General features: G+C 71.7%; 18 protein-coding genes. 3 read left to right on the forward strand and 15 right to left on the reverse strand.

What is annotated here, in order from left to right; translation table 11 throughout:
* Window positions 1–57: 57 nt before the first annotated feature.
* Window positions 58–1,596 carry a tetratricopeptide repeat protein gene (locus PZE19_RS10530; RefSeq protein ID WP_277860573.1) on the reverse strand — a complete coding sequence of 513 codons (1,539 nt, stop codon included), beginning with the start codon at window positions 1,594–1,596 and terminating at the stop codon, window positions 58–60.
* A 1,370-nt stretch (window positions 1,597–2,966) separates the two neighbouring features.
* Here PZE19_RS10530 and PZE19_RS10535 point away from each other — a divergent pair.
* The gene (locus tag PZE19_RS10535) at window positions 2,967–5,129 is read left to right on the forward strand and encodes a polymorphic toxin-type HINT domain-containing protein (RefSeq protein ID WP_277860574.1); all 2,163 of its coding nucleotides are present in this window, start codon (window positions 2,967–2,969) and stop codon (window positions 5,127–5,129) included.
* A 13-nt stretch (window positions 5,130–5,142) separates the two neighbouring features.
* Here the strand turns inward: PZE19_RS10535 and PZE19_RS10540 are convergent, their stop codons facing one another.
* Window positions 5,143–7,941 (reverse strand): protein kinase domain-containing protein, encoded by a 2,799-nt coding sequence (locus tag PZE19_RS10540; protein ID WP_277860575.1) that lies wholly within the window; start codon window positions 7,939–7,941, stop codon window positions 5,143–5,145.
* Window positions 7,942–8,044: 103 nt separating this feature from the next.
* Here PZE19_RS10540 and PZE19_RS10545 point away from each other — a divergent pair, with 103 nt between their 5' ends.
* Window positions 8,045–8,629 carry an RNA polymerase sigma factor gene (locus PZE19_RS10545; RefSeq protein ID WP_277860576.1) on the forward strand — a complete coding sequence of 195 codons (585 nt, stop codon included), beginning with the start codon at window positions 8,045–8,047 and terminating at the stop codon, window positions 8,627–8,629.
* A gap of 18 nt (window positions 8,630–8,647) precedes the next feature.
* Here the strand turns inward: PZE19_RS10545 and hflX are convergent, their stop codons facing one another.
* A complete protein-coding gene (gene hflX / locus PZE19_RS10550) occupies window positions 8,648–9,955 on the reverse strand; it encodes a GTPase HflX (protein ID WP_277860577.1) in 1,308 nt (435 codons plus the stop codon).
* A gap of 301 nt (window positions 9,956–10,256) precedes the next feature.
* Here hflX and PZE19_RS10555 point away from each other — a divergent pair, with 301 nt between their 5' ends.
* A complete protein-coding gene (locus PZE19_RS10555) occupies window positions 10,257–10,766 on the forward strand; it encodes a hypothetical protein (protein ID WP_277860578.1) in 510 nt (169 codons plus the stop codon).
* Window positions 10,767–10,852: 86 nt separating this feature from the next.
* Here the strand turns inward: PZE19_RS10555 and PZE19_RS10560 are convergent, their stop codons facing one another.
* From PZE19_RS10560 to PZE19_RS10615, 12 genes are all read right to left on the reverse strand, one after another.
* Window positions 10,853–11,071, reverse strand: a complete 219-nt coding sequence (locus PZE19_RS10560; protein ID WP_277860579.1) for a hypothetical protein — start codon at window positions 11,069–11,071, stop codon at window positions 10,853–10,855.
* A 54-nt stretch (window positions 11,072–11,125) separates the two neighbouring features.
* Window positions 11,126–12,193: a DUF1559 family PulG-like putative transporter gene (locus tag PZE19_RS10565; RefSeq protein WP_277860580.1), complete on the reverse strand. Its 1,068-nt coding sequence runs from the start codon at window positions 12,191–12,193 to the stop codon at window positions 11,126–11,128.
* Between the two features lie 75 nt (window positions 12,194–12,268).
* On the reverse strand, window positions 12,269–12,457 hold the full coding sequence (locus PZE19_RS10570; RefSeq protein ID WP_277860581.1) for a hypothetical protein: 189 nt from the start codon (window positions 12,455–12,457) through the stop codon (window positions 12,269–12,271).
* 77 nt (window positions 12,458–12,534) lie between these two features.
* Window positions 12,535–13,608 carry a DUF1559 family PulG-like putative transporter gene (locus PZE19_RS10575; protein ID WP_277860582.1) on the reverse strand — a complete coding sequence of 358 codons (1,074 nt, stop codon included), beginning with the start codon at window positions 13,606–13,608 and terminating at the stop codon, window positions 12,535–12,537.
* Window positions 13,609–14,226: 618 nt separating this feature from the next.
* Entirely contained in the window at window positions 14,227–15,126 is a 900-nt protein-coding gene (gene truB, locus PZE19_RS10580) for a tRNA pseudouridine(55) synthase TruB (protein WP_277860583.1), read from the reverse strand.
* Window positions 15,123–16,841, reverse strand: a complete 1,719-nt coding sequence (locus PZE19_RS10585; RefSeq protein WP_277860584.1) for an SGNH/GDSL hydrolase family protein — start codon at window positions 16,839–16,841, stop codon at window positions 15,123–15,125. Before PZE19_RS10585 ends, truB begins: the two co-directional genes overlap by 4 nt.
* Window positions 16,838–18,814: a thioredoxin domain-containing protein gene (locus PZE19_RS10590; protein WP_277860585.1), complete on the reverse strand. Its 1,977-nt coding sequence runs from the start codon at window positions 18,812–18,814 to the stop codon at window positions 16,838–16,840. The genes PZE19_RS10585 and PZE19_RS10590 overlap by 4 nt, the downstream gene beginning before the upstream one ends.
* Window positions 18,815–18,958: 144 nt before the next feature.
* Window positions 18,959–20,806 carry a DUF11 domain-containing protein gene (locus tag PZE19_RS10595; protein WP_277860586.1) on the reverse strand — a complete coding sequence of 616 codons (1,848 nt, stop codon included), beginning with the start codon at window positions 20,804–20,806 and terminating at the stop codon, window positions 18,959–18,961.
* 170 nt (window positions 20,807–20,976) lie between these two features.
* Entirely contained in the window at window positions 20,977–21,939 is a 963-nt protein-coding gene (miaA, locus tag PZE19_RS10600) for a tRNA (adenosine(37)-N6)-dimethylallyltransferase MiaA (protein ID WP_277860587.1), read from the reverse strand.
* The gene (locus PZE19_RS10605) at window positions 21,936–23,603 is read right to left on the reverse strand and encodes a glycosyltransferase family 39 protein (protein ID WP_277860588.1); all 1,668 of its coding nucleotides are present in this window, start codon (window positions 23,601–23,603) and stop codon (window positions 21,936–21,938) included. The genes miaA and PZE19_RS10605 overlap by 4 nt, the downstream gene beginning before the upstream one ends.
* A 120-nt stretch (window positions 23,604–23,723) precedes the next feature.
* Window positions 23,724–24,236 (reverse strand): N-acetyltransferase, encoded by a 513-nt coding sequence (locus PZE19_RS10610; RefSeq protein ID WP_277860589.1) that lies wholly within the window; start codon window positions 24,234–24,236, stop codon window positions 23,724–23,726.
* A gap of 201 nt (window positions 24,237–24,437) precedes the next feature.
* Window positions 24,438–25,106 carry a protein-tyrosine phosphatase family protein gene (locus tag PZE19_RS10615; protein WP_277860590.1) on the reverse strand — a complete coding sequence of 223 codons (669 nt, stop codon included), beginning with the start codon at window positions 25,104–25,106 and terminating at the stop codon, window positions 24,438–24,440.
* Between the last annotated feature and the right edge of the window lie 43 nt (window positions 25,107–25,149).

Below are 25,149 nucleotides of genomic sequence, written 5' to 3' on the forward strand. Positions count from 1 at the left end.
TCATCATACTCATCCCCCCGGGCGATCATCAGGGGGAACCCATCGGTCGTTCCCGACTTATCGGGAACGACTGAAGGAAAGACCAGGGTCGCCGGCGGCCGTCCCCATGAGCTGGAAGACGAAGTGATCCTCGTCCTTCCAGGCGATGCGGCCGACCATGGGGGGCTGGGTTGCGTCGGCGTCCTGGACGAGCGTCAGCAGGGTGCTGTTGCCGGTCCGCACGCCCGTGAACCGCTTGGTGGAGCCGCCGTGCTCGACGCTCCAGGCGAACTTGCCGGCCTGGGCCATGTCCAGCGTGATCTTGGTATCGCCGTCGGGCGCGGCGATCCACACGCCCTCGATCGCATTCTCCCGGACCACGACGGTCGGCAGCGGTTCAGCCGCGGGAGGCGCGAGTTCCGGGGCCGGAGCCGGGGCCCCCGCGGGTGCCGCGTCGGGGGCCGGCTGGGGATCGGCAGCAGCCCCGAGGGCCTCGCGACGGGCCTTGTCCAGCTGCTGGACGACCTGCGCCGAGAGCGTGTCGCGAGGCTGGAGCTTCGACGCCGCCCGGAACTGGTTCAGGGCCTCGTCGCCGTGACCCTGGCCGAGGTAGTGGTAGCCCAGGAGGAAGTGCGCCGAGGCCGTGTTCGGCTCGGACTTCACCTTCGCCTCCAGGGCGCGGAGCTGGTTCGTGTAGACGCCCGCGTCGTCGCCGTAGAGCCCGATCAGGGTCGGCCAGTCCCAGCCGGGACCGACGGAGAGAACCGGGTAGAGCGACGCCGCGGCGTCGTCGTACTGGCCCAGGGCGAACAGCGAGAGGGCCCGGAACTCGTGGAGCGTCGGGTCGTTCGGCAATTGCCGCAGGGCCTGGTTCGCGAAGTTCAGGGCCGACGTGTAGAGGCCCGCCTTGAACGCGTCGCGACCCTTGGTGAACAGGTCGTCCGCACCGTCGACCACGGTCGCGTCCGGCGGGGGCGCCGACGGGTTGATCGGCTGGCTGTAGTCGTAGACGACCGGCTGGTCGACGACGACCGTCTGGGGGACGACGTAGTACGGATTCACGTAGCTCGAATACCCCCAGTCGTACAGCATCGGCCCGTACGCCCACGAGGACATGCCGTAGCCGCCCCAGCCGAGCCCGCCCCAGCCGAGACCTCCCAGGCCCCAGCCGCCCAGGCCGTACCCTCCCCAGCCGATTCCTCCCAAACCCCAACCGCCGTAGCCGAGGCCGCCGAGCCCCCAGCCGCCGAGGCCCCAGCCCAGGCTGCTGCCCAGCCCGAGACCGAGGCCCCAGCCGAATCCATTGCCGAAGCCGCCGTATCCTCCGTAGCCTCCGTAGCCGCCGTACCCTCCCCAGCCGTTATTCCAACCACCGCCCCAGCCGCGATTCCAGCCGCCGCCGCCCCAACCACCGCGGTTCCAGCCTCCGCCTCCCCAACCGTTGTTCCAGCCGCCGCCGTGGTTCCAGTTGCCGTGCATGCCCGCGTAGTTGTTGCGCCAGCCGAGGCCGCGCGAGCCCATGTTGTTGAAGTTGTTGATGTTGTTTTGATTGAAGCTGGTCCGGGTGTAGTTGCCGCCGGGTCCCCGCATGTTGGCGAACGAGGAACGGCCTCCCACGCCGGCGCCTCCGCCGCCCAGGCCGTTACGGCCGCCGAAGCCGGGGCCCCCCGCCCCGCCGGGGCGTCCGCCGAGGCCGGGCCCGCCGCCGCCGGGGCCTCCACCGGGCCGCATTCCGGCAACCGAGCCTCCGCCGCGACCTCCCCAGTTGATCGAGCCCGGTCCACCGCCGGGACGCCCGCCCAGGCCAGGGCCGCCCGCGCGCCCATGCCGGGCCGGGCTCCGAGGCCGGGCCGCCCGCCCCGCCGGGCCGCATGCCTGCGACCGAGCCCGCCCGCCCATCCCCGCGTCCGCCGAGGCCAGGGCCGCCGCCGGCTCGCATGCCGCCGCCCGCGCCGGGGCCGCGGTTGCCCCAGTTGATCGATCCCGCGCCGCCGCCCATGCCGGGCCGCGTGCCGCCGAAGTTCGAGCCGCCGACGCCGGGCCGCATCCCGCCGGCCATACCGCCGCGATTGCCGAGGTTCATCGCGCCGGGATTCGCCATCCCCGGCCGCGAAATCCCGCCCATCCCGGCCCCGCCGCGGTTCGCCACGCCGCCGGGCATCCCCCCGCGCATCCCGCCGATCGAGCCGCCAGGCGCACGCATGGCCCCCGTATTGCCGCCGGGCGAACGCATGGCCCCCATGTTGCCGCCGGGTGATCGCATGGCTCCCATCCCACCGGGCATCCCGCCGCGCATGCCGCCCGACATCCCGCCGGGCGCTCGCATGGCTCCCATGCCGCTCGGCATCCCGCCGCGCATACCGCCACCGCTCGGCATCCCGCCGCGCATACCGCCACCGCTCGGCATCCCGCCGCGCATGCCGCCACCGCTCGGCATCCCGCGCGCATACCGCCGCCGCCCATGCCGCCGCCACGCATACCACCGCCACCCATGCCGCCGCCGCCGCGCATGCCGCCGCCACCGCCGCCGCGCCCTCCGCCGCCGCGCTGGGCCAGGACTTCCATGCCAGGGAAGCAGGCGAGGATCGTGGCCAGGCCGGTCGCGATCGCCAAACTCCGATGTCGCCGTATCATGGTGCGCCCCCTTCCAGCAGCCCCGCCCGTCGTCGATCGTCGCTGTTGTATTTTACGCGTTTCAGTCGCGCCTGTTCGAATTTAACCTCGCTGGCCCTCGTTAGAAGCATGGCGAAATCCATACCGTGCGTGCCAGGAATCGCGATTCCGCCGTCGCCAGTCGTCCCCGCACCATTGATCCAACTCATCTCATGAGAAAACGTCTTGGCGGGAATCCCCCATCCGCACGAAACCTCGAAGGAATTAGTGGATTCGCTTGAGCGTTCGATCGACTGGAAGTATAAGAGAGTGGGACGTCGACTGATGGGTCGGGAAGCCGAACGACGCGGGGCCGGACCCCGCCGGAGGACGCCATGATCGCCGCATGGGCCTTGAGCCTCGCCGTGGGCATCGCCTCAGGAGTCGGCCCCGACGCCGACCGCGCCGCCTATGAGGACGCCCGCAGCCGCGCCGGCCGCGACGCCGACGCCCAGGTCGACCTCGCCCTCTGGTGCGAGTCGCGGGGCATGGGCGCCGAGAAGACGACCCACCTCACTCGGGCCGTGTTGCTCGACCCCGACCACGCCCGGGCCCGCGGCCTGCTCGGCTACGTCAAGCACGAGGGCCGGTGGCTGCGTCCCGACGAGATCGCCCGCGCCGTCGAGGGATCGCCCGAGCGCCAGGCCCTGCTCCGCGAGTACGTCGACCGCCGCAGCAAGGCCCGCGACGACGCCGACGGCCAGTACCGTCTCGCCCTCTGGTGCGAGGAAAAGGGGCTGACGCAGCCGATGGTCGCCCACCTGCACCGGGTCGTCCAGCTCGACCCCGGCCGCGAGGGCGCCTGGCGGCGGCTGGGCTTCGAAAAGGTCAAGGGCCGCTGGGTGAACCCCGAGGCCGAGGCCGCCCTCAAGGCCGGCCGCGAGGGCCAGGCCCAGGCCGACAAGGCCTGGAAGCCCCGCCTCGAAAAGCTCCGCAGCGCCCTTTCAAGCAAGGACAAGGCCAAGCGCATCGAGGCCCAGGAGAGGCTCGCCGCGATCACGGACCCCCGCGCCGTGCCGATGCTGTGGCAGGTCTTCGTCCAGAGCGGCGACGAGCGCCGTCAGCGCGTCGCGGTCGACGTCCTGAGCCGGATCGAGGCCCCCTCCGCCTCCGCCGCCCTGGCGCTGATCGCCGTCTTCAGCCCCCACGCCGACCTCCGCTCCGACGCCGCTCGACTCCTCCAGCAACGCGACCCCCGCGAGTTCGCCGGCCTCCTCGCCGGCCTGATCCGGGACGAGGTCAGGTACAAGGTGAAGCCCGTGGAAGGCCCCGGCTCGCAGGGGGGCCTCTTCATCGAGGGGAAGGACGCGAACGTCCAGCGGCGGTACACACCCATGCAGCAGCCGGCCTTCACGTTCCAGGATCGGATCGGAGTGGACGATTACGGGAATCTCGTCGTGAAGCGGAGCAACCGCGTCATCCGCGGGGAACCCATCCTTGGCCTCTCGCCCGAAACCTTCACCCCCGAGGCTTATGCTAGGGATCCGGCCGGTTCCTTGGCCGCGGCGGGGTTCGTTTTCAACACCTCGCCGGCAAACGCGTTCGCGGCGTTCCAGGCCGGCGGCGTGCCGGCCCCGTTGAGCCGCGACCTCGCTCAACGCCTGACATCCCTTCCGAAGCAGGTGGCCTGGCTGAACGAGGGGCCGCCAAACGTCGGGAAGACCGTGAGGCCCATCTACATTGAGACGCTCGAGGCCTCGCTTGAAGCCCTCCAGGCCGATGCGAAAGCCTCAGCCCTGGTTGCACGAGATCAGCTCGCGTCGGACGTCCGGCAGATCGAGGCGATGAACGCCCCGATCCGCGACGTGAACGAGCGGTCCGTCGTCGTCCTCAAGGCGGTCAGCGGGCTCGACATCGGCTGCGATCGCGAGAAATGGGCGGACTGGGTGGTCGACCTCCAGGGCTATGGGCTCCCGCTGCGGTATGAATCCCAGCCCCCGCCCACGATCGTCGAGGACGTCCCCATCGCCTATCAGCCCCAGGCGTTGGTCATTCCTTCCTACGCGCTGCTCGGCTTCCGCATCGGCCCCTCCTGCTTCGCCGGCGGGACGCCCGTCCGCACCTTGCGGGGGCCGCGGCCGATCGAGCAGATCCGCCCCGGCGACCAGGTGCTCACGCAGGACACGACCACCGGTAGGCTCGGCTACCAGCCGGTCGTCGAGGTCATGCACAACCCGCCCAACTGGACGTACTCGATCGATCTCGGCACGGAGACGGTCCACCCCACGGGCATCCACCGGTTCTGGAAGGCGGGCCACGGCTGGATCATGGCTCGCGACGTCCGCCCCGGCGACCGGCTGCGGACGGTCGGCGGCGTGGTCGAGGTCGTCTCGGCGGACAAGGAGAAGGTCCAGCCCGTGTTCAACCTGCTGCTCTCCGGTGGCGACAACTACTGCGTCGGCGAGGCGGGCGTGATCGCCCACGACAACGGCTTCGTCGAGCCCGTCGAGAAACCCTTCGACGGCGTGCCGGCCCTGGCCTCGACCGGCAAGCCCTGACGCCGCACAGTCCTCATGGCCCGGGCGCGTCCTTGTCGGCGGGCGCCCGGGCGAGGACGGCGGCGAAGGCCGGCGAGCGGCGGGCGGCGGCGAGGCGTTCGTCGGTCTCCAGCTCCCGTCGCCTGGGCGGGGCGACGCTTAGGTCGTACACCCGCCCGAGCGCCTGCACCGACGCGTCGAGCAGCCCGGCCGCCGTCTCGGCCTCGAACGACTCGACCCGCTGCGAGCACACCCGCGCCTTGACGAGCCAGCCGATCGCGCCCTCGGGGTGATAGGCGGCCAGGCGTTCGGCGGTGGCGACGGCGGCGGCCTTCCGGCCCTCGGCGAGCAAGAGGGCCATCCGCGCGTCGGCCACGCGGGGGGCGATGCGTTCGGGAGCCGACCAGGCGACGGCCTCGTCCTTCGCCGCCCGGTCGGCCAGGCGGCAGATCGCCAGATTGTCGGCGATCTCGTCGCGTCGCTCCAGCCCGTAGATCGGCAGCCCGGCCAGCTTGCCGGCGGCCCGGAGCCCCTCCAGCAGGTTCCAGTCCTCCTCCAGGAACGGGACGGCGGCGGCGAACCGGAGGTTGCGCATCTCGACGACCCCTCGATTGCCCAGGGCTTCGACCAGGTCGAGCTTGCGCTGGACGTCCTCGGGGTCGCGGGCCGCCCACCGCCGCGCCCGCTCCAGGCCGGCGTCCAGCCCGGCCAGGGCCTTCGGGAGGTCGCCGAGTTGGAGGTCGATCAGCGCCAGGTTGTTCAGCGAGACGATGATGTTGCGGAAGGCGGAGTCCCCCTCGGGCGTGCGATCGACGCCGGCGGCCCGGTCGCGATCCTCGCGACGGACCTCGGCGGCCAGCTCCAGGTCGAGGGCGCGCCGGTATTTGTCGCGCGCCGACCGCAGGTCGCCGAGGCTCTCGTCGACGCCGCCGAGCAGGTCGAGGGCCTTGCCGAGGAGCGGCTCGGAGCGAGGGTCGTCGGGGCGGGCGGCGATGCGGACCTCGGTCATCGCCAGCATCCGCTCGAGCAGCGGCCGGGCCCCGGCGAAGTCGCCGACCCAATGGGCGGCGTGGCCGAGGTGCTCCAGGCCCTCGATCACCGCCAGCTCGGCGCGCGGGTCGTCGGGCGAGTCCTTGAGCCAGGCCTCGGCGACGTCGAGGGCCTCGCGGAAGAGCGAGCGCGCCAGGTCGGGGCGGTCGCCGCGAAGGTGGAAGATCCCCAGTCGCCGACAGGCCAGGGCGAGCTGGTCGCGGGCGTCGGCGAGCGCGGGGTCGACGGCGAGCAGGGCCGTCGCCACGGCTCGGCAGCGATCCATCTCGGCGATCGCCTCGCCCGCCCGGCCCAGCTCCCAGTGGACCTCGCCGAGCAACTGATGGGCCGAGGCCCGGCTCAGCCGGGGAGCCGTCGCGTCGGCCGTGGTGACGTTCCGCAGGCCGGCGACGGCCGTCTCCAGCAGGCCCCGCCGGAGATTGCGCGTCGCGGGGGCGTCCCGCAGCGCGGTCCGCACCTGCTCGACGAGCTGGGAGTGGGCGTCGAGGGCCGTGCGGGCGTTCGCCTCGGCCTGGCGCTCGGCGGCCTGCGTCGACCGCAACGCGTCGCGGAGCCGGCCGTTGTACCAGGCGGCTCCGAAGGCCATCACGACGAGCGCCCCCTGGGCGACCACCAGCGCCGCCGCGACCGCCGGCCGCCGCTTCGCCCCCTTCCAGGCGACCTCCCAGAGCGGCGCGGGGCGGGCGAGGATCGGCCGGCCGGCGAGGAACCGTCGCAGGTCGGCGGCCAGCTCGGCCGCCGAGGCGTACCGCTGCGAGGGGTCCTTCCGCAGGCACTTCAGGCAGACGACGCCGAGGTCGCGCGGCAGGTCGGGCCGGACGCGCGACGGGGGCTCGGGCTCCCGATCGGCCATCATCGCCTGGTGGAAGCTCTCCGATCCGCTCAGGCCCAGCGGGTGCCCGCCCGTCAGGAGCTGGTAGAAGATCACCCCCAGCGCGTAGACGTCGACCAGCGGCCCGACGCTCCCGCCCGAGAGCTGTTCCGGGGCCATGTAGGCGGGCGTGCCGAGGAGGAGGCCCGTCTGGGTGGACCAGTCCTCGACCCCGGACTCCGCCGACCCTTCGATCCACTTGGCGATGCCGAAGTCGGTGATCTTGGGGGCGACCCCCTCAAGCGAGTCGATCGGCCGGGGACGGTCGTCGGGGACCTGGAGCAGGATGTTGGCCGGCTTCAGGTCGCGGTGGACGACCCCCCGGCAGTGGGCGTGATGGACCGCGTCGGCCAGGTCCGCGACCAGGGTCGCGGCCTCCTTCGGCGCCGCGGGGCGGCCCCACGCGAACGGGGCGAGCGAGCCGCCGGCCACGAATTCCAGCGCGAGGAAGGGCCGGCCGTCGTGCTCGCCCACCTCGTGGATCTGCACGATGTTGGGATGCTGAAGGGCCGCGAACGTCTCGGCCTCGCGGAGGAACCGCCGCAGGATTTCGGGCGAGGGCGCGTAGCTGCGCAGCCGCTTGAGCGCGACCAGCCGCCCCAGCCGGCGGTGGCGGGCCTTGTAGACGACCCCCATCCCGCCCTCGCCGATCCGCTCCAGGATCTCGTAGCCCGGCACCGCCTCGTCGCGGCGACTGGGAGGGGAGTAGCCGACCGGCGTCTCGCGGCCGCCGAGTTGTAGGGCGTGGAGGGTGGCCCGAGTCGCCCCTTCCAGCTCGGCGAGCCGGGCGGAGCACGCCCCACAGGCGTCGACGTGGGCGAGCAACCGCCCTTCGTCGGCCTCGTCCGCAGACCCCGCGGCCAGCGCGACAAGTTCATCGTCGTCGGGGCAGGCGTCGAAGGCGATCGACACGGAAAGGGCTCCGAAATCGGCCCCGGCGGTTGTCGACGGGCCGGGGCGACGTCAATATCATGATCAGCCCCGTGCATCGACGACAAGGGAGGCCCCGACGACCTTGGGCGACGACGTGCCGACCTCCGCGACGCTGCTCGACCGCGCCCGCGCCTCGGACGCCGACGCCTGGGCGCGCCTGGTCTATCTCTACGGCCCGCTCGTCCGCCACTGGTGCGCGCGCTGGGGATGCGTCGGCGCGGACGCCGACGACCTCGTCCAGGAGATCTTCCTGGCGGTCGCCGCCGGCCTGCCCGGCTTCCGCCGCGAACGCGCCGGCGACACCTTCCGCGGCTGGCTCCGGACGATCGCCCGCAACAAGCGGCTCGACGCGCTCCGACGAGGCGACCGCGACCCGGTCGCGCAGGGGGGCACCGAGGCCCAGTGGCGTCTGGCCCAGGCCCCCGGCCCGGAGGCGGAGGCCGACGAGGACCCGATCGAACAGGTCTCCGGCCTCTACCATCGCGCGCTCGAGCTGGTCCGGAGCGAGTTCGAGGAGAAGACCTGGCGGACCTTCTGGCGCGTGGCCGTCGACGGCCTGACCGTCGACGCCGTCGCGCGCGAGGCCGGCGTCGCGCCGGCCGCCGTGCGGCAGGCCAAGTCCCGCGTCCTCCGCCGTCTCAAGCAGGAGGTCGGGGACCTGATCTGACGGGCCGTCGGGCGGCTCTCAGGCGTAGGCCCGAGCTTCCTTCATCCGGACCGTCGCGCCGTGCTCGTACAGGAAGTCCAGGCAGCGGCGCGGCAGCCGGCATTGGAGGACGACGCGGTCGCGCTCCTCGTCGTAGGTGCGGTCGTGGACCTGGGCGAACTGCGCCAGGTACGACAGGACCCGGCCGTCGGCGACGCTGGTCTCGACCTCGGCGTCGACCGCCGATTCGAGCAGGGCCACGCGGACGGCGTTCTCCAGGGCCTCGAGCCCCTCCCCCTTCGCGGCGCTGATCGCGACCGAGTCGCGATGCCGGGCTCGGAGGACGTCGAGGAACGAGCGGTCGGGGACCCTGTCGGCCTTGTTGAGGACGAGCAGGGTCGGGTGGTCCTTGAGCCCCAGCTCGTCGAGGACCTCCTCGACGGCCTTCACCTGCTGCTCGGCGTCGGGGCTCGACGCGTCGACCACGTGCAGCAGCAGGTCGGCCTGCCGGGCCTCTTCGAGCGTCGCCTTGAACGAGGCGACCAGCGAGTGCGGCAGGTCGCGGATGAACCCGACCGTGTCCGACAGCAGCGCGGCGCCGCCGCCCCGGAACCGCCACTTGCGGGTGCGGGTGTCGAGCGTGGCGAAGAGCTTGTCCTCCACCAGCACGCCGGCGTCGGTCAGCGCGTTCATCAGGGTGCTCTTGCCGGCGTTGGTGTAGCCGACGAGCGAGACCGTGGGGAAGTCGCCGCGGCCGGCGACCTCGCGCTCCTTCCGCGCCTGGATCTTGGACAGCTTGGCCTTCAACTCCTGGATCCGATGGACGACCAGCCGCTTGTCTTCTTCAAGCTGCTTCTCGCCAGGGCCGCGGACGCCGATGCCGCCCTTGTAGCGCGACAGGTGGGTCCACATCCGCTTCAGCCGGGGCATCGCGTATTCGAGCTGCGCCAGCTCCACCTGCAAGTGGGCCTCGTGGGTCCTGGCGTGGGTCGCGAAGATGTCGAGGATGACCTCGGTGCGGTCGACGACCTTGGCCCCGAGCGCCTTCTCCAGGTTCCGCATCTGGCCCGCGCCCAGGTCCGAATCGAAGACGACGACGTCGGCCTCGAACGCCTCGACCTGCTCTTTCAGCTCCTCGACCTTCCCCGAACCGATGTAGGTCGCGACGTCCACCTGGGGACGCTTCTGGAGCATGGTGCCGACCGTTTCCAGGCCGGCCGTCTTGGCCAGCCCCCGGATCTCGTCCAGGGGGTCGTCGATATTGTAGCTCGCCCCCGGCAGGATCACCCCGACCAGGATGGCGCGCTCGCCGCGCCCCGCACGCTCGTTTCGGCTCGTGTCGATCAAAATAGGCTGAAACCTCGCTTAGGACTGGTGTTCGGACCGGGAAAGGAAGCCCGACGCGGCCCGGGGATTCTAGAGGACCGGCTGCGAGGCGTCAACGACGACCGCAACGCCGGGATTCCGTCCCCCCACCCCTTCTACCATCAACATACATCTAGACGACCACTCGCGCCGCCGGGTTCGCGGCCATTCGCCCCAGGCCGCCCGAATTCTTGCGGCCACCCGTCGGCCCGGTTTCTACCATGGGATCATGGGCCCACGAGAAACCGCCGGGGCCGATTGACGCGAACGGGGAAGGACGAACATGGCTTCTTGCGACCACTGCGGCTCCACCATCCTGTTCGGCGGCGTCCAGCAGGGATTTCGCCGATTCTGCGGCGAAGACTGCGCCCACGAGGCCTATTGGGGTCCCAAGCTGCAGGCGATCCCGGAGACCGAGATCGACGAGCGGCTGAGTCGCGAGCATCAGGGCGCGTGCCCGAAATGCGGGGGACCCGGCCCCGTCGACATCCACGCCTCGCACTGGATCTACTCGGCCGTCCTCTTCAGCCGGTACGGAAGCCGGTCGGAGCTTTGCTGCCGATCCTGCGCGCGGAGGAACCAGGCGAAGGACGGGGCGTTCTCGCTCGTCCTGGGCTGGTGGGGGTTCCCGTTCGGGATCATGATCACGCCGGCCCAGTTGCTCCGAAACTTCGGCGGGCTGACCGGCCTGAGCGGCCCGAAGCCCGACCGGCCCTCCCCCGAACTCCGCAAGCTGATCGCCGTCAGGATGGCCGCCGAGCGACGCGACGCACCACCGGGCCGCGCGGAGTGACGGGCCGTCCCCCCGAGACGCAACAAGGCCCGGATGGATCCCATCCGGGCCTTGGTCGCGAGTCGATCAGTTCCTGGCGGGGGCGATCACACGTCGGGCGGCGGCTTCGGGCCGGGGGCCTCGACGGGCCCCCGCCGCTTGTGCTTGGGGAGGGTCTTGGGCACCGTCCCGCCCCCCGCCGTGGCCCCGGGCGAGTTGTTGACGCTGCCGGCGGAGATCGCGTCCACGCCGCCGGAATCGCACCCGACCAGGCTCAGGATGAAGGCGCAGGCGACGCTCGCCGCCGCCATGTGTCGAAGTTTCATCTCGTTCAGGGCTCCTGACTCCGCGAGGCTGTGGGCCGCGGATCGAATCGAGGCTCAGTACGCGTCGGAGCTGATAATCTCGCCGCCGGCGCGGGTCGCCAGTTTCCGATAGACGCCCCCCAGACGCTGGCCGTTGGCGGGGTTGAGGCCGCCGGCCACCTCGATCGAATCCTTGATGAAACGGACGCTGCCGTCGCCGAACAGGAAGTTCACCCCGCCGGAGTGCATGCTGCGGAAGCCCCACTGGCCCAGGTTCTGGAGCTGGAGCGTCGGGCTCAGGTCCCAGTCGGTGTAATACGTGCTGTCGCCGTCGGGCTCGGGGATGAGGACGCCGGCGTTGGGCTTGGCCACGGTGGTGGCGAAGGCGAAGATCCGGCTGACGCCGTTGGCGATCCACGAGCCGTACCAGGCGTCCTGGTTCCACTGGTAAAACCAGTCGCCGTCGGCGTCGTTACGGAACTTCGCGGTCTCGCCCACGAACAGGGTGTTGCTCAACCCGTCGCTCACCGAGGAGACCTTGTAGCAGTAGTCGGCGTTGAACATGCCGTCGGATTCGGCCGTCGGCGGGCCGTCGGCCGGGCAGCCGTTCCACCAGTGCATGACGTCCTTGTTACCCAGCACGCCTCCGTACGACGACTGAGAGCGGCCGGCGACGCTGGTCGGGTGCGGGCGGGATTTGATGTCGGACGGGCAGACGTAGGAGTTCACGCCCGAGTTGTAGGCCGTGCTGTTCATGGCAGCGCCGTTGGCGTTGCCCTTACCATAGGGGGGAGCGCTATCCAGCGACGGGACGCTGAAGTTGATCGCGTTGTAGACGGTCGACAGCTCCATCTGCGGCAGGATGAGGGCGAAGAACGTGTGCCGGCGGGAGACCGAGCAATCCTGCACGGCGCCAACCCCGTCGCGCACCGAGCCCAGCGGATAAGTGCCGTTGGCGCTCTCATAGTTGGCCAACCCCAGGCCGATCTGCTTGAGGTTGTTGGTGCACTGGGCGCGGCGGGCGGCCTCGCGGGCCGACTGTACGGCCGGCAGCAGCAGGGCGATGAGCACGGCGATGATGGCGATGACGACCAGCAGCTCGATCAGCGTGAAGCCGCGTCGTTGACTTGCGATAGGGCTCATGGTCCGGGACACCTTTAGCAAATTCCAGGAATAGGGATTGAACGCTCGGAAGATCTCTTGGAGGGATGGTCGGCGTTAGTCCGGTATGGCCGTCGGCGCCGACTTGAACTTGGCGCGGACCGGGGGCGGGGCGGGCGCCTTGGAGGGGGCGGAGCCTGCCGCGGAGCCGCTGGCGGCGGTGGCCGTCGCGCCCCCGGCGGACCCCTCCTCGCCGCCGCAGCCCGAGAAGGCCGCGGCCAGGGCCAGGGACGCCGCGACCGACAAGAATGATCGTCGTGCAATCATGAACGGCAAGCCTCGAATCAAGAACTCTTTGCGAGGGACCGGGAGGACGTCGTCGCTCAGTAGGCGTCGGCGCTGACCGTCTCGGAGCCTTGTCGGGTGGCCAGCTTGCGATAGACGCCCGGCGAGGACCAGCCGTTGGTGGGGTTGGGGGCGCCGACGACCTCGATCGAGTCCTTGATGAAGTGGACGCTGCCGTCGCCGAACACGAAGTTCACGCCGCCGGGGTGCATGCTCCGGAAGCCCCACTGGCCGAAGTCCTGGGTCCGGGTCGTCGGGTTCCGGTCCCAGTCGCCGCCGTAGCTGTCGGTCGGCAGGTCGGGGACGATCATCGGCGAGTTGGGCTTGGCCAGGGTGAACGCCAGGGCGTTGGGACGCGTGACCCCGGCGATGCTCGAGTACGAGAGGTAGTCGTGGCCCCACTGGTTGCACAGGGCCGGGTCCGGATCCTTGCGGAACTTCGAGACCTCGCCGACGAACAGGGTGTTGCTCAGGCCGTCGGAGATCTCGGCCCCCGGGTAGTTGTAGTCGGCGTTGAAGACGCCGTCGGACTCGATCTGCGAGGGCTCGGCCGGGCAGCCGTACCACCAGTGGATGACGTCCTTATGGCCGACCGAACCGGAATAGGACGACTGGCCGTAGCCCTTCACGCCGGTCCCGCCCGGCGGGACGATGGTCCCCGGCGCGACGACGAGGTCCGACGGGCAGATGAGCGACGAGATCGTCGTGGTCAGGGCCGTGCTGTTGGTGACCGAGCCGCTGACCGCCGTGCCGTAGGGGCCGACGGTGGCGACGGCGGGCACGCTGAAGTTGACCGCGTTGTAGACCGCCCCCTGCTCCATCATCGGCAGGATCAGCGTCAGGAAGGTGTGCCGCCGCTTCACGGCGCAGTCGGCGGTGGGCTTGCTGCCGTAGCCGATCGAGCCGGGGGGGAAGGTGCCGTTGGCGCTCTCGTAGTTCGCCAGCGCCAGGCCGATCTGCTTGAGGTTGTTGACGCACTGCGACCGCCGAGCGGCCTCGCGGGCCGACTGCACGGCCGGCAGCAGGAGCGCGATGAGGACGGCGATGATGGCGATCACCACCAGCAGCTCGATCAAGGTGAAGCCGCGTCGTCGACCCGAAGTTGGAGACATCGATATCCTCATAAGAAAGGACCCATGAATGCGAGAGGGTGCGGCGGCGAAGGCCGGAGGACCGCGTCGGGAAGCTCCGTCGCCCCCCGATCGGCCGGCTCCCGGGTCCGGGCGCGTTTCCTCTGCGAAAAATCAAGAGGCGCAGGGGAGCCGGTGTTTCAGGCCGACGGCCTCGCGAGCGTCTGGGGAGAGACGCGCTGCGCGGCCGGATTCAGCGTAAGAACACGAAGTCGCCTTGAAGAATCCGCCGGCGCGACGGCCGACGAAGCCCACGAAACAATGCTTGCAAGGTTAATGAAAAAGATTGAGTCAGCGAGGAACCAGGGAGGAAGCTCGGCCCGCGTTGCGGGGCCTGATCAACTCCACGGCGGGGATCGACTCTCACCGGAACTCCGGCTTGGGGGGCCGAAGGGGGAGGCGCGAGGGCCGTCGGCGGTGAGGGTCTCGATCGAGGCGGGGAGAGGACGATCGATGCCCTTCATGAAACCACGTACATGGTAGGCGACGAGTCGGCCGACATCAAGGGGGGACCCCCCTTAATTCCTACAGTCTCCAAAACGGGCAGCCGGCAAGGCTTGGAGGCGTGCAAGGAGGGGCGCGGTCGCGTCGCCCGGCATGTCAGCCCAGGACCTTCCGAGGCTGGATCGAGCGGCCGTCGGCGTCGGCCCGGCCGAGGGCCACGAGCCGGCCGCCGGGGCCGATCAGGGCGACCTCGCTCTCGGGGGGGGCGTCGCCCGCGATCTTCCGGCCCAGGAGGACGTCGGCGAGGGCGACGGCGTCGAGCGCGACCCGGGGGAGGTCCGGGACGGCGTCGAGCGCCGGCCGGAGCGCCTCGGCGAGGGTCTCGCGGTCGAGGTCGCCGGGCGCGGCGGCGTCGGCCTGGGCGAACACGCCGATGCGGGTCCGCACGAGCGTCTCCATCACCGCGCCGCAGCCCAGCGCCTCGCCGAGGTCGCGGGCGATCGAGCGGATGTAGGTCCCGCTGCCGCAGTCGATCTCGACCTCCAGCCGCGGCCAGGCGTAGTCGAGGACCCGGATCCGGTCGATGCGCACGGGCCTGGGGGCCAGCTCGACGGCCTCGCCGGCGCGGGCCAGGTCGTAGGCTCGGCGGCCGGCGACCTTCAGGGCCGAGAACTCGGGAGGCTGCTGGAGGACCTCGCCGGTCTGGGACGCCAGCGCCGCCTCGATCTCGTCGCGGTCGGCGACGCGGGGGTCGGGGGTGGCGACGACGGTTCCGTCGACGTCGTGGGTGTCGCTGCGGGCGCCCAGGCGGAAGGTCGAACGGTACGTCTTCCCCATCCGCTGGACGTACTCGATCAGGCGGGTCGCGGGGCCGATGCAGATCACCAGCACCCCGGTCGCCAGGGGGTCGAGCGTGCCGGCGTGGCCCGCCTTGACCTTCCTGGGCAGGAGCCGGCCGACGCGGTTGACGACGTCGCGCGAGGTCACGCCCGGCGGCTTGTCGAGGCTCAGGATCCCTTCCCACACGGGCAATTCGTCGACGTCGTCCAGGCTCACGGGGCGCTTCCCTCGGGTTCGAATGCGGGCAGGCCGACCGCGTCGATCGACGCCCCGGCGCGGAGGTTGCGGGCGGCCTCGGCGAACCGCCGCGAGTCGGCGAGTCGCTCGGTGGGGTCGTAACGGTAGCCCGCCACGCGCCGGTAGTGGATGCTCGTGCGGTCGCAGGCCAGGGCCAGCCGTTCGGCGTCGATCCCGAAGCGGGCGGCGCAGCCGGCGACGTCGGGCGCGGCGATCGCGGCCGAGGCCTCGCCGAACGCGGCGCGGGCCTTCAGCTCGCGGAGCACGGCGGCGGCCAGGGCGACGTAGCCTTTCAGGTTGGGGTGGTGCGTGTCCTCGACCACGTGCTCGTCGAGCATCCCCGTCGGGCTCGCCGCCGTCAGCTCTCGGCGGCCGTCGATCAGGATGCAGCCGGCGCGGCCCGCGGCGACCTGGCGATAGGCCTCGCGAAAGGGCGCCATGCAGCGGATCGGCAGGCCGTCGAGGTCGAGCGCCTTGAGGAATTCGCCGCGGGCCTCGTCGAGCCTCCCGCCGGCCTGCAGCCGCTTGCCGAGCCGGTAGTGGGCCTCGGCGAACCCGGGATGACGATCGAGGATCGCCCGATAGACGCCCTCGGCGCGGGCGGGTTCGGAGGCCTCGATCGCTCGGGCTTCGAGGAAGGCGTCGGCGATCCGTCGCCGCTCGTCGGGGCCGGTCCCGGGCTCGACGGTCGAGCGGCCGGGCTCGTAGTCGGCCTCGTCGGCCGGCGGGACGACCAGGATCGACAGGGCGCCGATCTGTTCACAGTAGGCGACGATCGCCTCCAGCCTCGCGGCGAAGTCGGCGAGGACCGCGGCGGCCTCGGCCGGGCCGCAAAGGGGCGGGTCGACGACCTGATGGCGGTCCTTCAGCGACGGCGGCGCGTCGAGCCGGTTCTTGCTGATCAGCTCGCGCACGAGGCGGACGAGCGGCGAGGCCGCGTCGAGCCGGTGCGCGGCGCGGGCGAGCGCCGAGGTCGACTCCAGGCCGACCTCGTGGACGCGATCCTCCTCGAACCGCGCGGCGAACTCGTTGTGCCCGGAATAGACGACCACGGCGTCGGGACGGCGGGCGATCCCGGCGAGCTTCTGGTGCTGCAACTCGAGCGAGTCGCCCAGCCAGGCGAGCGTCTCGACCTCGAAGCGACGGCCGGGGACCGCCTCGCCGAGCTTCCAGGCCACGATCTGCCCGACCGAGACCCAGGGCCGATAGGGCTCGCCCAGCGCGCTCGACTCGCCCAGGACGAGGATCCGGTAGACGCCCGGGTCGTCGGCCGGGAAAGCGGTCCGCAACGTCGGGAATCGGTGGACCCGGGCCAGGACCGTCGCCGCGCCGAGTTCCAGCGCGGCCAGCGACGCGGCGCACGAGAGGCCGAGCAGGAACATCCGCCCGCTCCAGGCCGCGGGCCGGCCCTGGCGGCGGGCGTGGAGGAACGCCCGGCCGGCGAGCGGCGTGACGACCAGGGCGGCGATCGCCAGCATCGCGCGGAGCAGGATCGTGCCGCCGAGCAGGCCCTCGGCGAGCGCCCGGCGGGCGTCGCGCGACAGGATCGGGACCCACCCGGGCAGGGCGACCACCGCCAGCACGGCGAGGGCGGCCGGGACCGCCGGCGCGATGATCCGGAGCCCCCGCCGGAGGGCGCGGCGGGCGTCGGGACGGTCCTCGTTCAGGGATCGGGTCGGGTGCGGGAGGTTCAAGGCTGTCCGCCGGGCGGGGTTGGCCGAAGGTCCTGGTATTCCGCCAGGGCCGTCAGCATGGTCGGCATCGACGCCGGGTCCTGGGTGAGGAAGCTGCTGAAGGCGTCGAGCGTCCGCCCCGCGAGGTCCAGGTAGCGGGCCTCGCCCGTCGCGCGGTGGAGGGCGAGCAGGTCGAGCGCGGCGACGGCGTTGGCGGACGGCAGCGCGTCGTCGAGGGGGCCCTTCGAGCGGGCCAGCAGGGTCTCGTGGTCGTCGGCGGTGAAGAAGAAGCCGCCTTCGGCGTCGTCGCCGAAATCCGCGATCATGCGGTCGGCCAGCGTGCGGGCCTGCTCCAGTCGTTTGGGGTCGCCGCCGGCCTGATGGAGCCGCAGCAGGCCGTGCACGAGGAACGCGTAGTCTTCCAGGTAGGCCGGCAGCTTCGCCGAGCCGCCGCGGTAGGTCCGCAGCAGCCGCCCCGAGGGTTCGCGGAGGCGTTCGAGCGCGAAGTCGGCGGCCTTCTCGGCGGCGCGGAGGTACGAGGCGTCCTTGAGGACGCGGCCGCCCTCGGCGTAGGCGGCGATCATGAGGCCGTTCCAGGCGGTCAGGACCTTGTCGTCGCAGGCGGGCGCGGGGCGGCGGCCGCGGGCGGCCAGCAGCTTCGCGCGGGGGCCTTCGAGCCGCCTCGCCAGCTCGGCCGCGGACAGGCCGAGCGCCTCGGCCTGCTCGGCTCGCGCCCGGGGCTCGGTCAGGACGTAGCGGCCCCCTTCGAAGTTGGGCTCGCGCTTCAGGCCGTAGACCTGCAGGAACGCCTCGGCGTCGGGGTCGTCGCCGACGACCTTGCGGGCCTCGGAGCGGGTCCAGACGTAATACGCCCCCTCGCCGGCCTCGCTCTCGGCGTCGATCGAGGAGAAGAAGCCCCCCTCGGCGGCGGTCAGCGAGCGGGCGACGAACGCGAAGGTCGCCTCGGCCTCGGCCTTCCAGCGCGGGTCGGCGGTCGTCTCGAAGGCGCGGACGAGGGCCGAGGCGAGCTGGGCGTTGTCGTAGAGCATCTTCTCGAAGTGCGGCGAGCCCCAGTAGCGGTCGGTGGCGTAGCGGTGGTAGCCGCCGCCGAGCTGGTCGCGGATGCCGCCGCGGGCCATGGCGTCGAGCGTCGTCAGGGCCATGGCCAGGGGGTCGTCACGGCCGGCGCGTTTGGCCGGGCCGCGGCGGTGCTGGTCGATCAGGAAGGCGAGGTTCACGGGCTCGGGGAACTTGGGCCGACGCGGGTTGTCGCGGTTGTAGCCGAAGCCGCCGTACTCGGGGTCGAACCGCTCGGCGAGCGCGGCCAGGCCGTCGGCGACGAGGCTCGTCGGCAGCGGGGCCCGGCGGCGGGGCCGTCCGTCGCCCAGCTTGCGACGGACGATCTGGGTGAGCCCGTCGGCGGCGCGCTCCATCTCCGGGCGCTCCTCGCGCCAGGATTTGGCGATCCCCTTGAGCACCGTGTCGAAGCCGGTGAAGCCTTCTTTCGCGTGCGCGGGGTGATACGTCCCGCCGTAGAACGGCCGGCCGTCGGGGAGCAGGAACATGGACATCGGCCAACCTCCGGTGCTGAACGCCTGGAGGGCCGTCATGTAGACCTGGTCGACGTCCGGGCGCTCCTCGCGGTCGACCTTGATGCAGACGAAGCCGGCGTTGAGCATCCGCGCGATCTCGGGGTCGCGGAAGCACTCGCGGTGCATGACGTGGCACCAGTAGCAGGCGCGGTAGCCGATCGACAGGAAGATCGGTTTGTCCTCGGCCTTCGCCTTCGCGAACGCCTCGGGCCCCCAGGGCCGCCAGTCGACGGGGTCGTCGGCGTGCTGGAGGAGGTACGGGCTGGTCTCGCGGGCGAGTTGGTTCCCGGCCCCGCGGCCGGCCGGGGCATCCTGGGCGGCGGCCGGGGAGAGGCACGCCGCTAGGGCGACCAGCAGCGACCCCGTGATCCCGGGCGTGCGAGCGGACGTCGATCGTGGCATCAGCGAATCTCGGCCCAGGTTGCGACGCCCTCGCGGCGAGTCCCGGCGCGACGGGCGGACGAGGCGACCCGATTGTACGCGGTTCCGCCCCCCGAACCAACCCGACCCGCGTCGAGCCGGTCCGGCCGGCGGCCGCGGCGGGGGTCACTTCGCCCTGGGCTCCGCCGCGTCGGCCGTGCGCCGGCCCTCGGTCACCTTGACGTTCGCCATGCCCTTCAGCTCGGTCGTCAGGTCGTTGTGCTTGACCGAGACCGTGCAGACGCCGATCCCGTCGCCGAGGTTCTTCGCCTTCACCTTGATGCCGAGCGTGACCGAGGCGTTGGGGCCGAGGCGGTCGATCTTGGGGAAGCTGACCTGGGACCCGTCCGCCGGCCCCTTGCTCTCTCCCTCGGGCCCGCCCGACGTCTCGGTGATCTGGAGGTTGGGCGAAACCGCGGCGTTGACGTCGACGTTGACCGCCTCCTTGGTGCCGTAGTTGTGGAGCTTGACGAGGAACGTCGTCTCGTTACCCACGTCGACGACCCTGCGCCGCTCCTGGACGACGATGTCGACGTCGGCCATGCCCTGGACGTCGGTCGACCGCTTGTCGCGCTCGACGGCGACATTGTCGGCCTTGGCCTCGGCGGTGACCTCGTAGAACCCGACGTCGCCCATGCGGACGTCGAACTTCAGCGTGCGGGGCGGCTCGCCGGGGGCCAGCTCGGCGATCGACCAGTTCAGGCGCTGGGTCTTGCGGTCCCAGAGGGCGTCGGGGGGCTGGGCGACGAGCCGGCCGCTGACCGGCAGCGCCACCTGCACCTTGACGTTCCGCGCCGGCGCGGTGCCGGGGTTCTCGATCGAGACCTCGTACGGGGCGATCGTGTCGGTGAACCGCTTCTCAACCGCGGTGAGCAGGATCTTGAGCTTGGCCTCGACCACGTCGACCACGCGCTCGACCTCGGCGTCGGCGGGATTGGGGACGACGTCGGGGCTGGTGGCCTTCACGGTGCAGGCCTGCCGCCCCCCCTGCTTGGCGTCGACCCGCAGCGCCGGCAGGTCCACGCGCTCGCCGGCGCCCAGGCGGTCGATGGGGTGTTCGAGGCTGTTCTGGTCGTTACGCTCGCCGCTCTCGTGGCTCAGGCCGGGGCTGAGCTTCGCCAGCACGAGGACGTTCCGCGCCGGGCCGTCGCCGGTGTTGGTGACGGAGATCCGGAACTCGACGGGCTTGCCCTTGAGCTGCTTGGGGATGCTCGGCGACTGGACGACCTCGACCTTCAGCTTGGGTTCGCGGACCAGGGTCCGGGCCTTGCTCCCGGCCTGGAAGGAGACGGTGACCCCGTGGTCCACGTGCACGACCTGGGTCGGCGTCACCCGCATGGGGATCGTCTTGCTCTGGCCGGCCGGCAGCGTCCCCAGCCGCCAGGTGAGCACCCCCTGCTGCGCGCCCTCGGGGGCGGGCGAGCTGGAGACGAAGGTCAGGCCCGGCGGCAGCTCGTCGCGGACGACGACGTTGAAGGCGTCGGCCGAGCCGCTGTTGACGACGATGATCTTGGCGGCGGCCTCGCGGTTGAGGTTCATCTCGGCCGGGGCCTGGACCTCGACGCTCACCAGGACCTCGTGCTTGCCGAGCGGGAGCCGCTCGTTCGGCTGGAGGAACGCGCCGTCGCCCGCCGGGGCCGACGCGGGGGCGGGGGCCGGAGCCGCGGCGGGGGCGGCCGCGGGCGCCTGCGTGCGTTCGACCGCCGGATCCGGGCGCGCGGCCTTCGCCTTCGCCCGCGACGGCGCGGGCGCGGGGGCGGGCGCCGCCGCATCGTCCATGCCGGGGAGCGGATCCCGGGCCGGGGGGAGGTCCGCGGGCTCTTCCGGGGCGGGGACGGCGGCCGCGGGAGGCAGCGAGGCGGGCGCCTCCGCCGGGTCCGAGAGCCCATCCTGCGCGCCGAGGACTCGCGCGGGACCGCAGGCGATCAACAGCACCATGCCGAGCACGAAGAAGAGTCGCCGGCCCATGGTCATCCATCCCCTCCTTGGGACGCCCGTCCTTGTCGACGCCGCGCGCGTCGCGACGGGTGCGAGTGCACTCCGGTCAGGCCCGTCGTCGGTCGATCGGCGCGCATCTCCGCGCGTCCGGGACCTCGGTCGAGCCGCCGCCGGTTAGATAGCACAACGCCGCCCGACCCGGAAGGTCAATCGCGGCGATTCGGGGGCTCGACGTCGGCCGCAATCGCCGCGGCGAGACGCTCCGCGACGGCCTCGGGCTGCTCTCCCGTGTCGACCGCGAACGGCGTCACCTCGGCGAGCCCCCGGAACCACGTCCCCTGCCTCTTGGCGAACTGGCGGGTCCGCGTCTGGATCAGCTCGATCGTCCGCCGCAGGTCGGTCTCGCCGGCCAGGTGGGCGATCGTCTCGCGATAGCCGACCCCCTGAGCCGCCACCGCGCCCATCGGCTTCGGGGCCGATTGCAGGCGGCGGACTTCGTCCAGCAGGCCGGCCTCGACCATCGCCAGCACTCGGCCGTTGATCCGGTCGTACAGCACCGGTCGGGGAAGCTCCAAAGCGAAGACCCGCGTCGCCGCCGGCGCGGGGCGGCCGTGCTGGCGCTGGAGTTCGCTGAAGGGGATCCCGGTCAGCTCGATGACCTCGAGCGCCCGCACGATCCGCCGGCGGTCGTTGGGGTGCAGTCGCGCGGCGGTCGCCGGGTCGAGCGCCGCCAGCCGGCCGTGGAGCGCGGCGTCGCCCGAGGCCTTGGCCTCGGCTTCCAAACGGCTGCGAACCTCGGGATCCGCCCCGGGGCCGTCGAACAGGCCGCGGAGCATGGCCTTCAGGTAGAGCGCCGTGCCGCCGACGAACAGCGCCCGCCGGCCCCGCGATTCGACGTCTCGGATCGCGTCCAAAGCCAGTTCCCGGAACTGCGCGACGCTGGCCGATTCCCAGGGGTCGAGGACGTCGATCAGGTGGTGAGGCACGCCTCCTCGCTCCGCGAGCGTCGGCTTGGCCGTGCCGACGTCCATGCCGCGGTAGAGGGTCATCGAGTCGAGGGCGACGATCTCGGCGTCGAGCCGACGCGCCAGGTGGACGCCGACCGCCGACTTGCCCGAGGCCGTGGGGCCCGCGAGATAGACCGCCCGATGCTCCGCCGCGAGGCTCATCGAGCGTTCTCGCGCGAGGCCTCCTGGTAGGCCTCGAACGGGAAGATCCAGATCAGGGGGACGCCCAGCTTGGCGACGGTGTAGGCCGGCTTCGCCCGCTCGATCAGGGCGAGGTCCCAGGGGTTCAGGATCCCGGGCCGGTTCTGCAGGACGTACCACTGCGGCTCGCCCCGGTCGATCGGCGCGACCTTCCGGGGCAGCTCGCCGGTGGTGCGAAGGTAGATCCACGACGTCGGGAAGGTCGAGAACCGGATCGTCCGGCCGGGCGCCGTCTCGGCGCGGAGCCAGGCGAGGGCCTCGGGGCCCAGGCCGTCCCAGTAGTACGTCGGCTCCATGCCGAGCCCCACCGCCCCCGGGAGCCCGCCCACGATCGGGCTGTAATAAGCCAGCGGCACGGGCATCATCACCAGGACGCTGACGACCCCCTCAAGAAGGCTCGCCGAGACGAGCCAGCGCGACGCCCTCCCCACCCAGGCCCGCACCTGCTCGACGCCCGGGCCCGCGAGCAGGGCGATGACGCCGAACGCCGGCAGGAAGAGCCGGACGCCGTCGTGCCCGGGCGTGTGGGGCATCGCCCGCAGCGCCAGCAGGAAGGCCCAGTGGCCGAGGATCAGCAGCAGGACCGGCTCAGCCTTCCACCTCGCCAGCGCCCGGTACGCCCCGGCCAGGGCGAGCACGAGGAACCCGACGGGCGTGGCGAACGCGGTCAGGACGACCGTGTTGTACCAGGGGAGCGACTCATTCGGGGTCCGGTAGATCTGCCCCAGGAACCGGATCGGGATCATGATCGTCTGCTGCCGGGTCAGGTTCGACCGGAAGAAGCGGACGGGACCCGCCAGCGGCTCCGACCACCAGGCGGGCTGGAGCAGGTACGTGACCAGCAGGCCGACCGCCAGGCCGACCGCCAGCGCGACGAACGCCCGGCGGCTCCGGAAGATGACGGCCCAGACCAGGAAGGGGAGCGGCAGGAACCAGCCCGTCAGCTTGTCGGCCATCGCGCAGCCGAAGATCAGGCCCAGCACGACCGCCCAGGCCCAAACGAGGCGACGGCGCTTGCCGTCCTCGTCTCGCTCGACGGCCGCGACGAAGGCGAAGATCGCCAGCAGCCAAAGGGCGCTCAACGGGCCGTCGTACGACGCATAGTGGCCGTGGCCGAACAGGTTGGGCTGCAAAACCCAGGCGCCGGCCGAGGCCGCGGCGGCCCACCATCCCCAGCGGCGGGCGACGAAGTGGAACAGCGCGCCCGCGACGAAGCTGAACAGCAGGATCGGCCCCAGGCGGCCGCGGGCCAGCTCCGAGCGGTCCGGCGTGAAGAGGTCGCCGACCAGGCCGAGGAGCGCGTAGAACGGCGGGTGGCCGTGGGGCTCCTCGCGGGCGAAGGGCCAGAACCAGGCCAGGACGGCCGGGTCGAACAGGAGTTTCGTCCGGGTGTCGACCTGGTCGGGCCGGGGCGGTCCCGCCCCCTGCTGCTGGACGTATTCCTCGACCGGGGGCGTCCAGGTGGCCGCGAACGCCTGAGGATCGCGGAGCGCCCGGAACCAGGTCCGCAGCCGCGCCTCGCGGCCGAGGCTGTAGCCCTCGTCCCAGACGATCGCCAGCCGGGGCTCGGTCGCCAGCATGACGGCGAGCGTCGCCAGGCCGACCAGGAGCGAGGCGACGAGCAATCGCCCGCGCGAAGGTCCCTGGGAAGGCGAAAGCCCGGGCGCCCCGACGGGATCGGTCGGGGAGCCCGGGCGGTTTCGAGTCGATTCCAGGCCGCTCAAAGAAGCCGCCCCCCTCCGGGATCAGACGGGGGCCAACGCCAGGGCGTCGACGGCCTCGACCGCCTTCGACGCCGGCTTGTGGGAGCGGATCAGGGCGACTTCCGTGCAGTTCGGGAAGAGCGGGCAGCGTACGCACTCGTTCCAGATCTTGTGCGGCAGGTCGGCCTTGTCCATCTGGCCGTAGCCGCAGCGCTCGAAGAAGCCGACGGCGTAGGTCAGCGCGAAGACGGAGTTGATCTCCAGCTCGCGGGCCTGCTCCCAGCAGGCGTCGACCAGCATGCGGCCGACCCCGGCCCGCTGGGCCTCCTCGGCCACGGCGAGGCACTTCAACTCGGCGAGGTCCTCCCAGAACACGTGCAACGCCACGCAGCCCACGACCCTGCCTTCCTCATCATCGACCGCGACGAGGAACTCTCTGATCGACTCGTACAACTCGCCCAGGGACCTGCGGATCATCACCTTGCGGTCCGCGAACTTGCGAATCAACTCGTAGATGGCGGCGACGTCGCCGACGCGTGCGGGGCGGATGTTCAATCGAGGAACCTCCCTTATCGGCCTTCGAGCCGTGTCTTTGGAAACCTGCGTATCGATGCAAAAGCGACGCCGAACCGACGAGAGCGCGCGTTCAGGCGGGCCCCAGGCGAGGGCCCGCCATGAACATTGATTCTAGGGCGCAGGGGCGGGGAATCAAGCGGCCTTTCGACAAGTTCCGCCGGCCGGCTCCCGGCGAGGCGGTCAGCGGCGGACGGAATCGGCCGGCGTGGGCGCGGTCCCGGCCCTGGGGGCCGCCTCGGTCGCGGCGGCGACGGCCTTCTCGGGCTCGCGGTAGGGGAGGACGTTCTGGGCGTAGTACTGGACCATCGTGCGGTAGTCGGGGCCGTGGTTGACCTTGATCAGCCCGAAACTCGACGCCACCTCGTCGCTGGCCCGATCGAGGCTCCAGCCGCAGTATTTCGTCCGGTAGGCGATCTGCACCATCGAGACCCGGTTCAGGCCGTGGTGGCAGTGGAAGAAGATCGGGTGGTTGGCCGAGTCGTTGAGCACCCCGGCGGCCTCGTCGAGGAGGTCGAAGATCGTCTTGGGGTTCTCGGCGTCGCGCTGGTCGATGATCGGCACGTGGACCCAGCGGATGCCCAGCTCCTTCGCCAAAGCCCGCTCCTTGACGGCGATGGCGCTGTCGTAAGGGTGGGCGAGGGCCAGGATCGTCTTGATCCGGCAGTCGCGGGCGATCCGCCGCATCGGCCATTCCTTCTGCCAGGCCCCGCGGTAGATCCGGCCGGGGACGACCTCCGCGAACTGCTCCGCGAAGACGTAGTCGTGGCCGTGCCGCCAGAGCTGGTGCCCCGCCAGGACCGAGAGGCCGATCGCCGACGCGGAACGCAGCCATATACGACGAGTGGACATCGGGCGAATACTCCCTGTCAGCCGGCCGACGGATCGATCGCCC

This window comes from Paludisphaera mucosa, assembly GCF_029589435.1.
In the GTDB taxonomy this organism is placed as follows: Bacteria; Planctomycetota; Planctomycetia; order Isosphaerales; family Isosphaeraceae; genus Paludisphaera; species Paludisphaera mucosa.

Excerpts from the sequence above, each read along its gene's own strand:
- miaA (WP_277860587.1), bottom strand. The coding sequence starts at position 21,939 with ATGAGCCTCGCGGCGGAGCATCGGGCGGTCTATCTCGCGGGCCCCACG.
- PZE19_RS10575 (WP_277860582.1), bottom strand. The coding sequence starts at position 13,608 with ATGTCTCCAACTTCGGGTCGACGACGCGGCTTCACCTTGATCGAGCTG.
- PZE19_RS10565 (WP_277860580.1), bottom strand. The coding sequence starts at position 12,193 with ATGAGCCCTATCGCAAGTCAACGACGCGGCTTCACGCTGATCGAGCTG.
- PZE19_RS10615 (WP_277860590.1), bottom strand. The coding sequence starts at position 25,106 with ATGTCCACTCGTCGTATATGGCTGCGTTCCGCGTCGGCGATCGGCCTC.
- PZE19_RS10535 (WP_277860574.1), top strand. The coding sequence starts at position 2,967 with ATGATCGCCGCATGGGCCTTGAGCCTCGCCGTGGGCATCGCCTCAGGA.
- PZE19_RS10595 (WP_277860586.1), bottom strand. The coding sequence starts at position 20,806 with ATGACCATGGGCCGGCGACTCTTCTTCGTGCTCGGCATGGTGCTGTTG.
- PZE19_RS10555 (WP_277860578.1), top strand. The coding sequence starts at position 10,257 with ATGGCTTCTTGCGACCACTGCGGCTCCACCATCCTGTTCGGCGGCGTC.
- PZE19_RS10560 (WP_277860579.1), bottom strand. The coding sequence starts at position 11,071 with ATGAAACTTCGACACATGGCGGCGGCGAGCGTCGCCTGCGCCTTCATC.
- PZE19_RS10590 (WP_277860585.1), bottom strand. The coding sequence starts at position 18,814 with ATGCCACGATCGACGTCCGCTCGCACGCCCGGGATCACGGGGTCGCTG.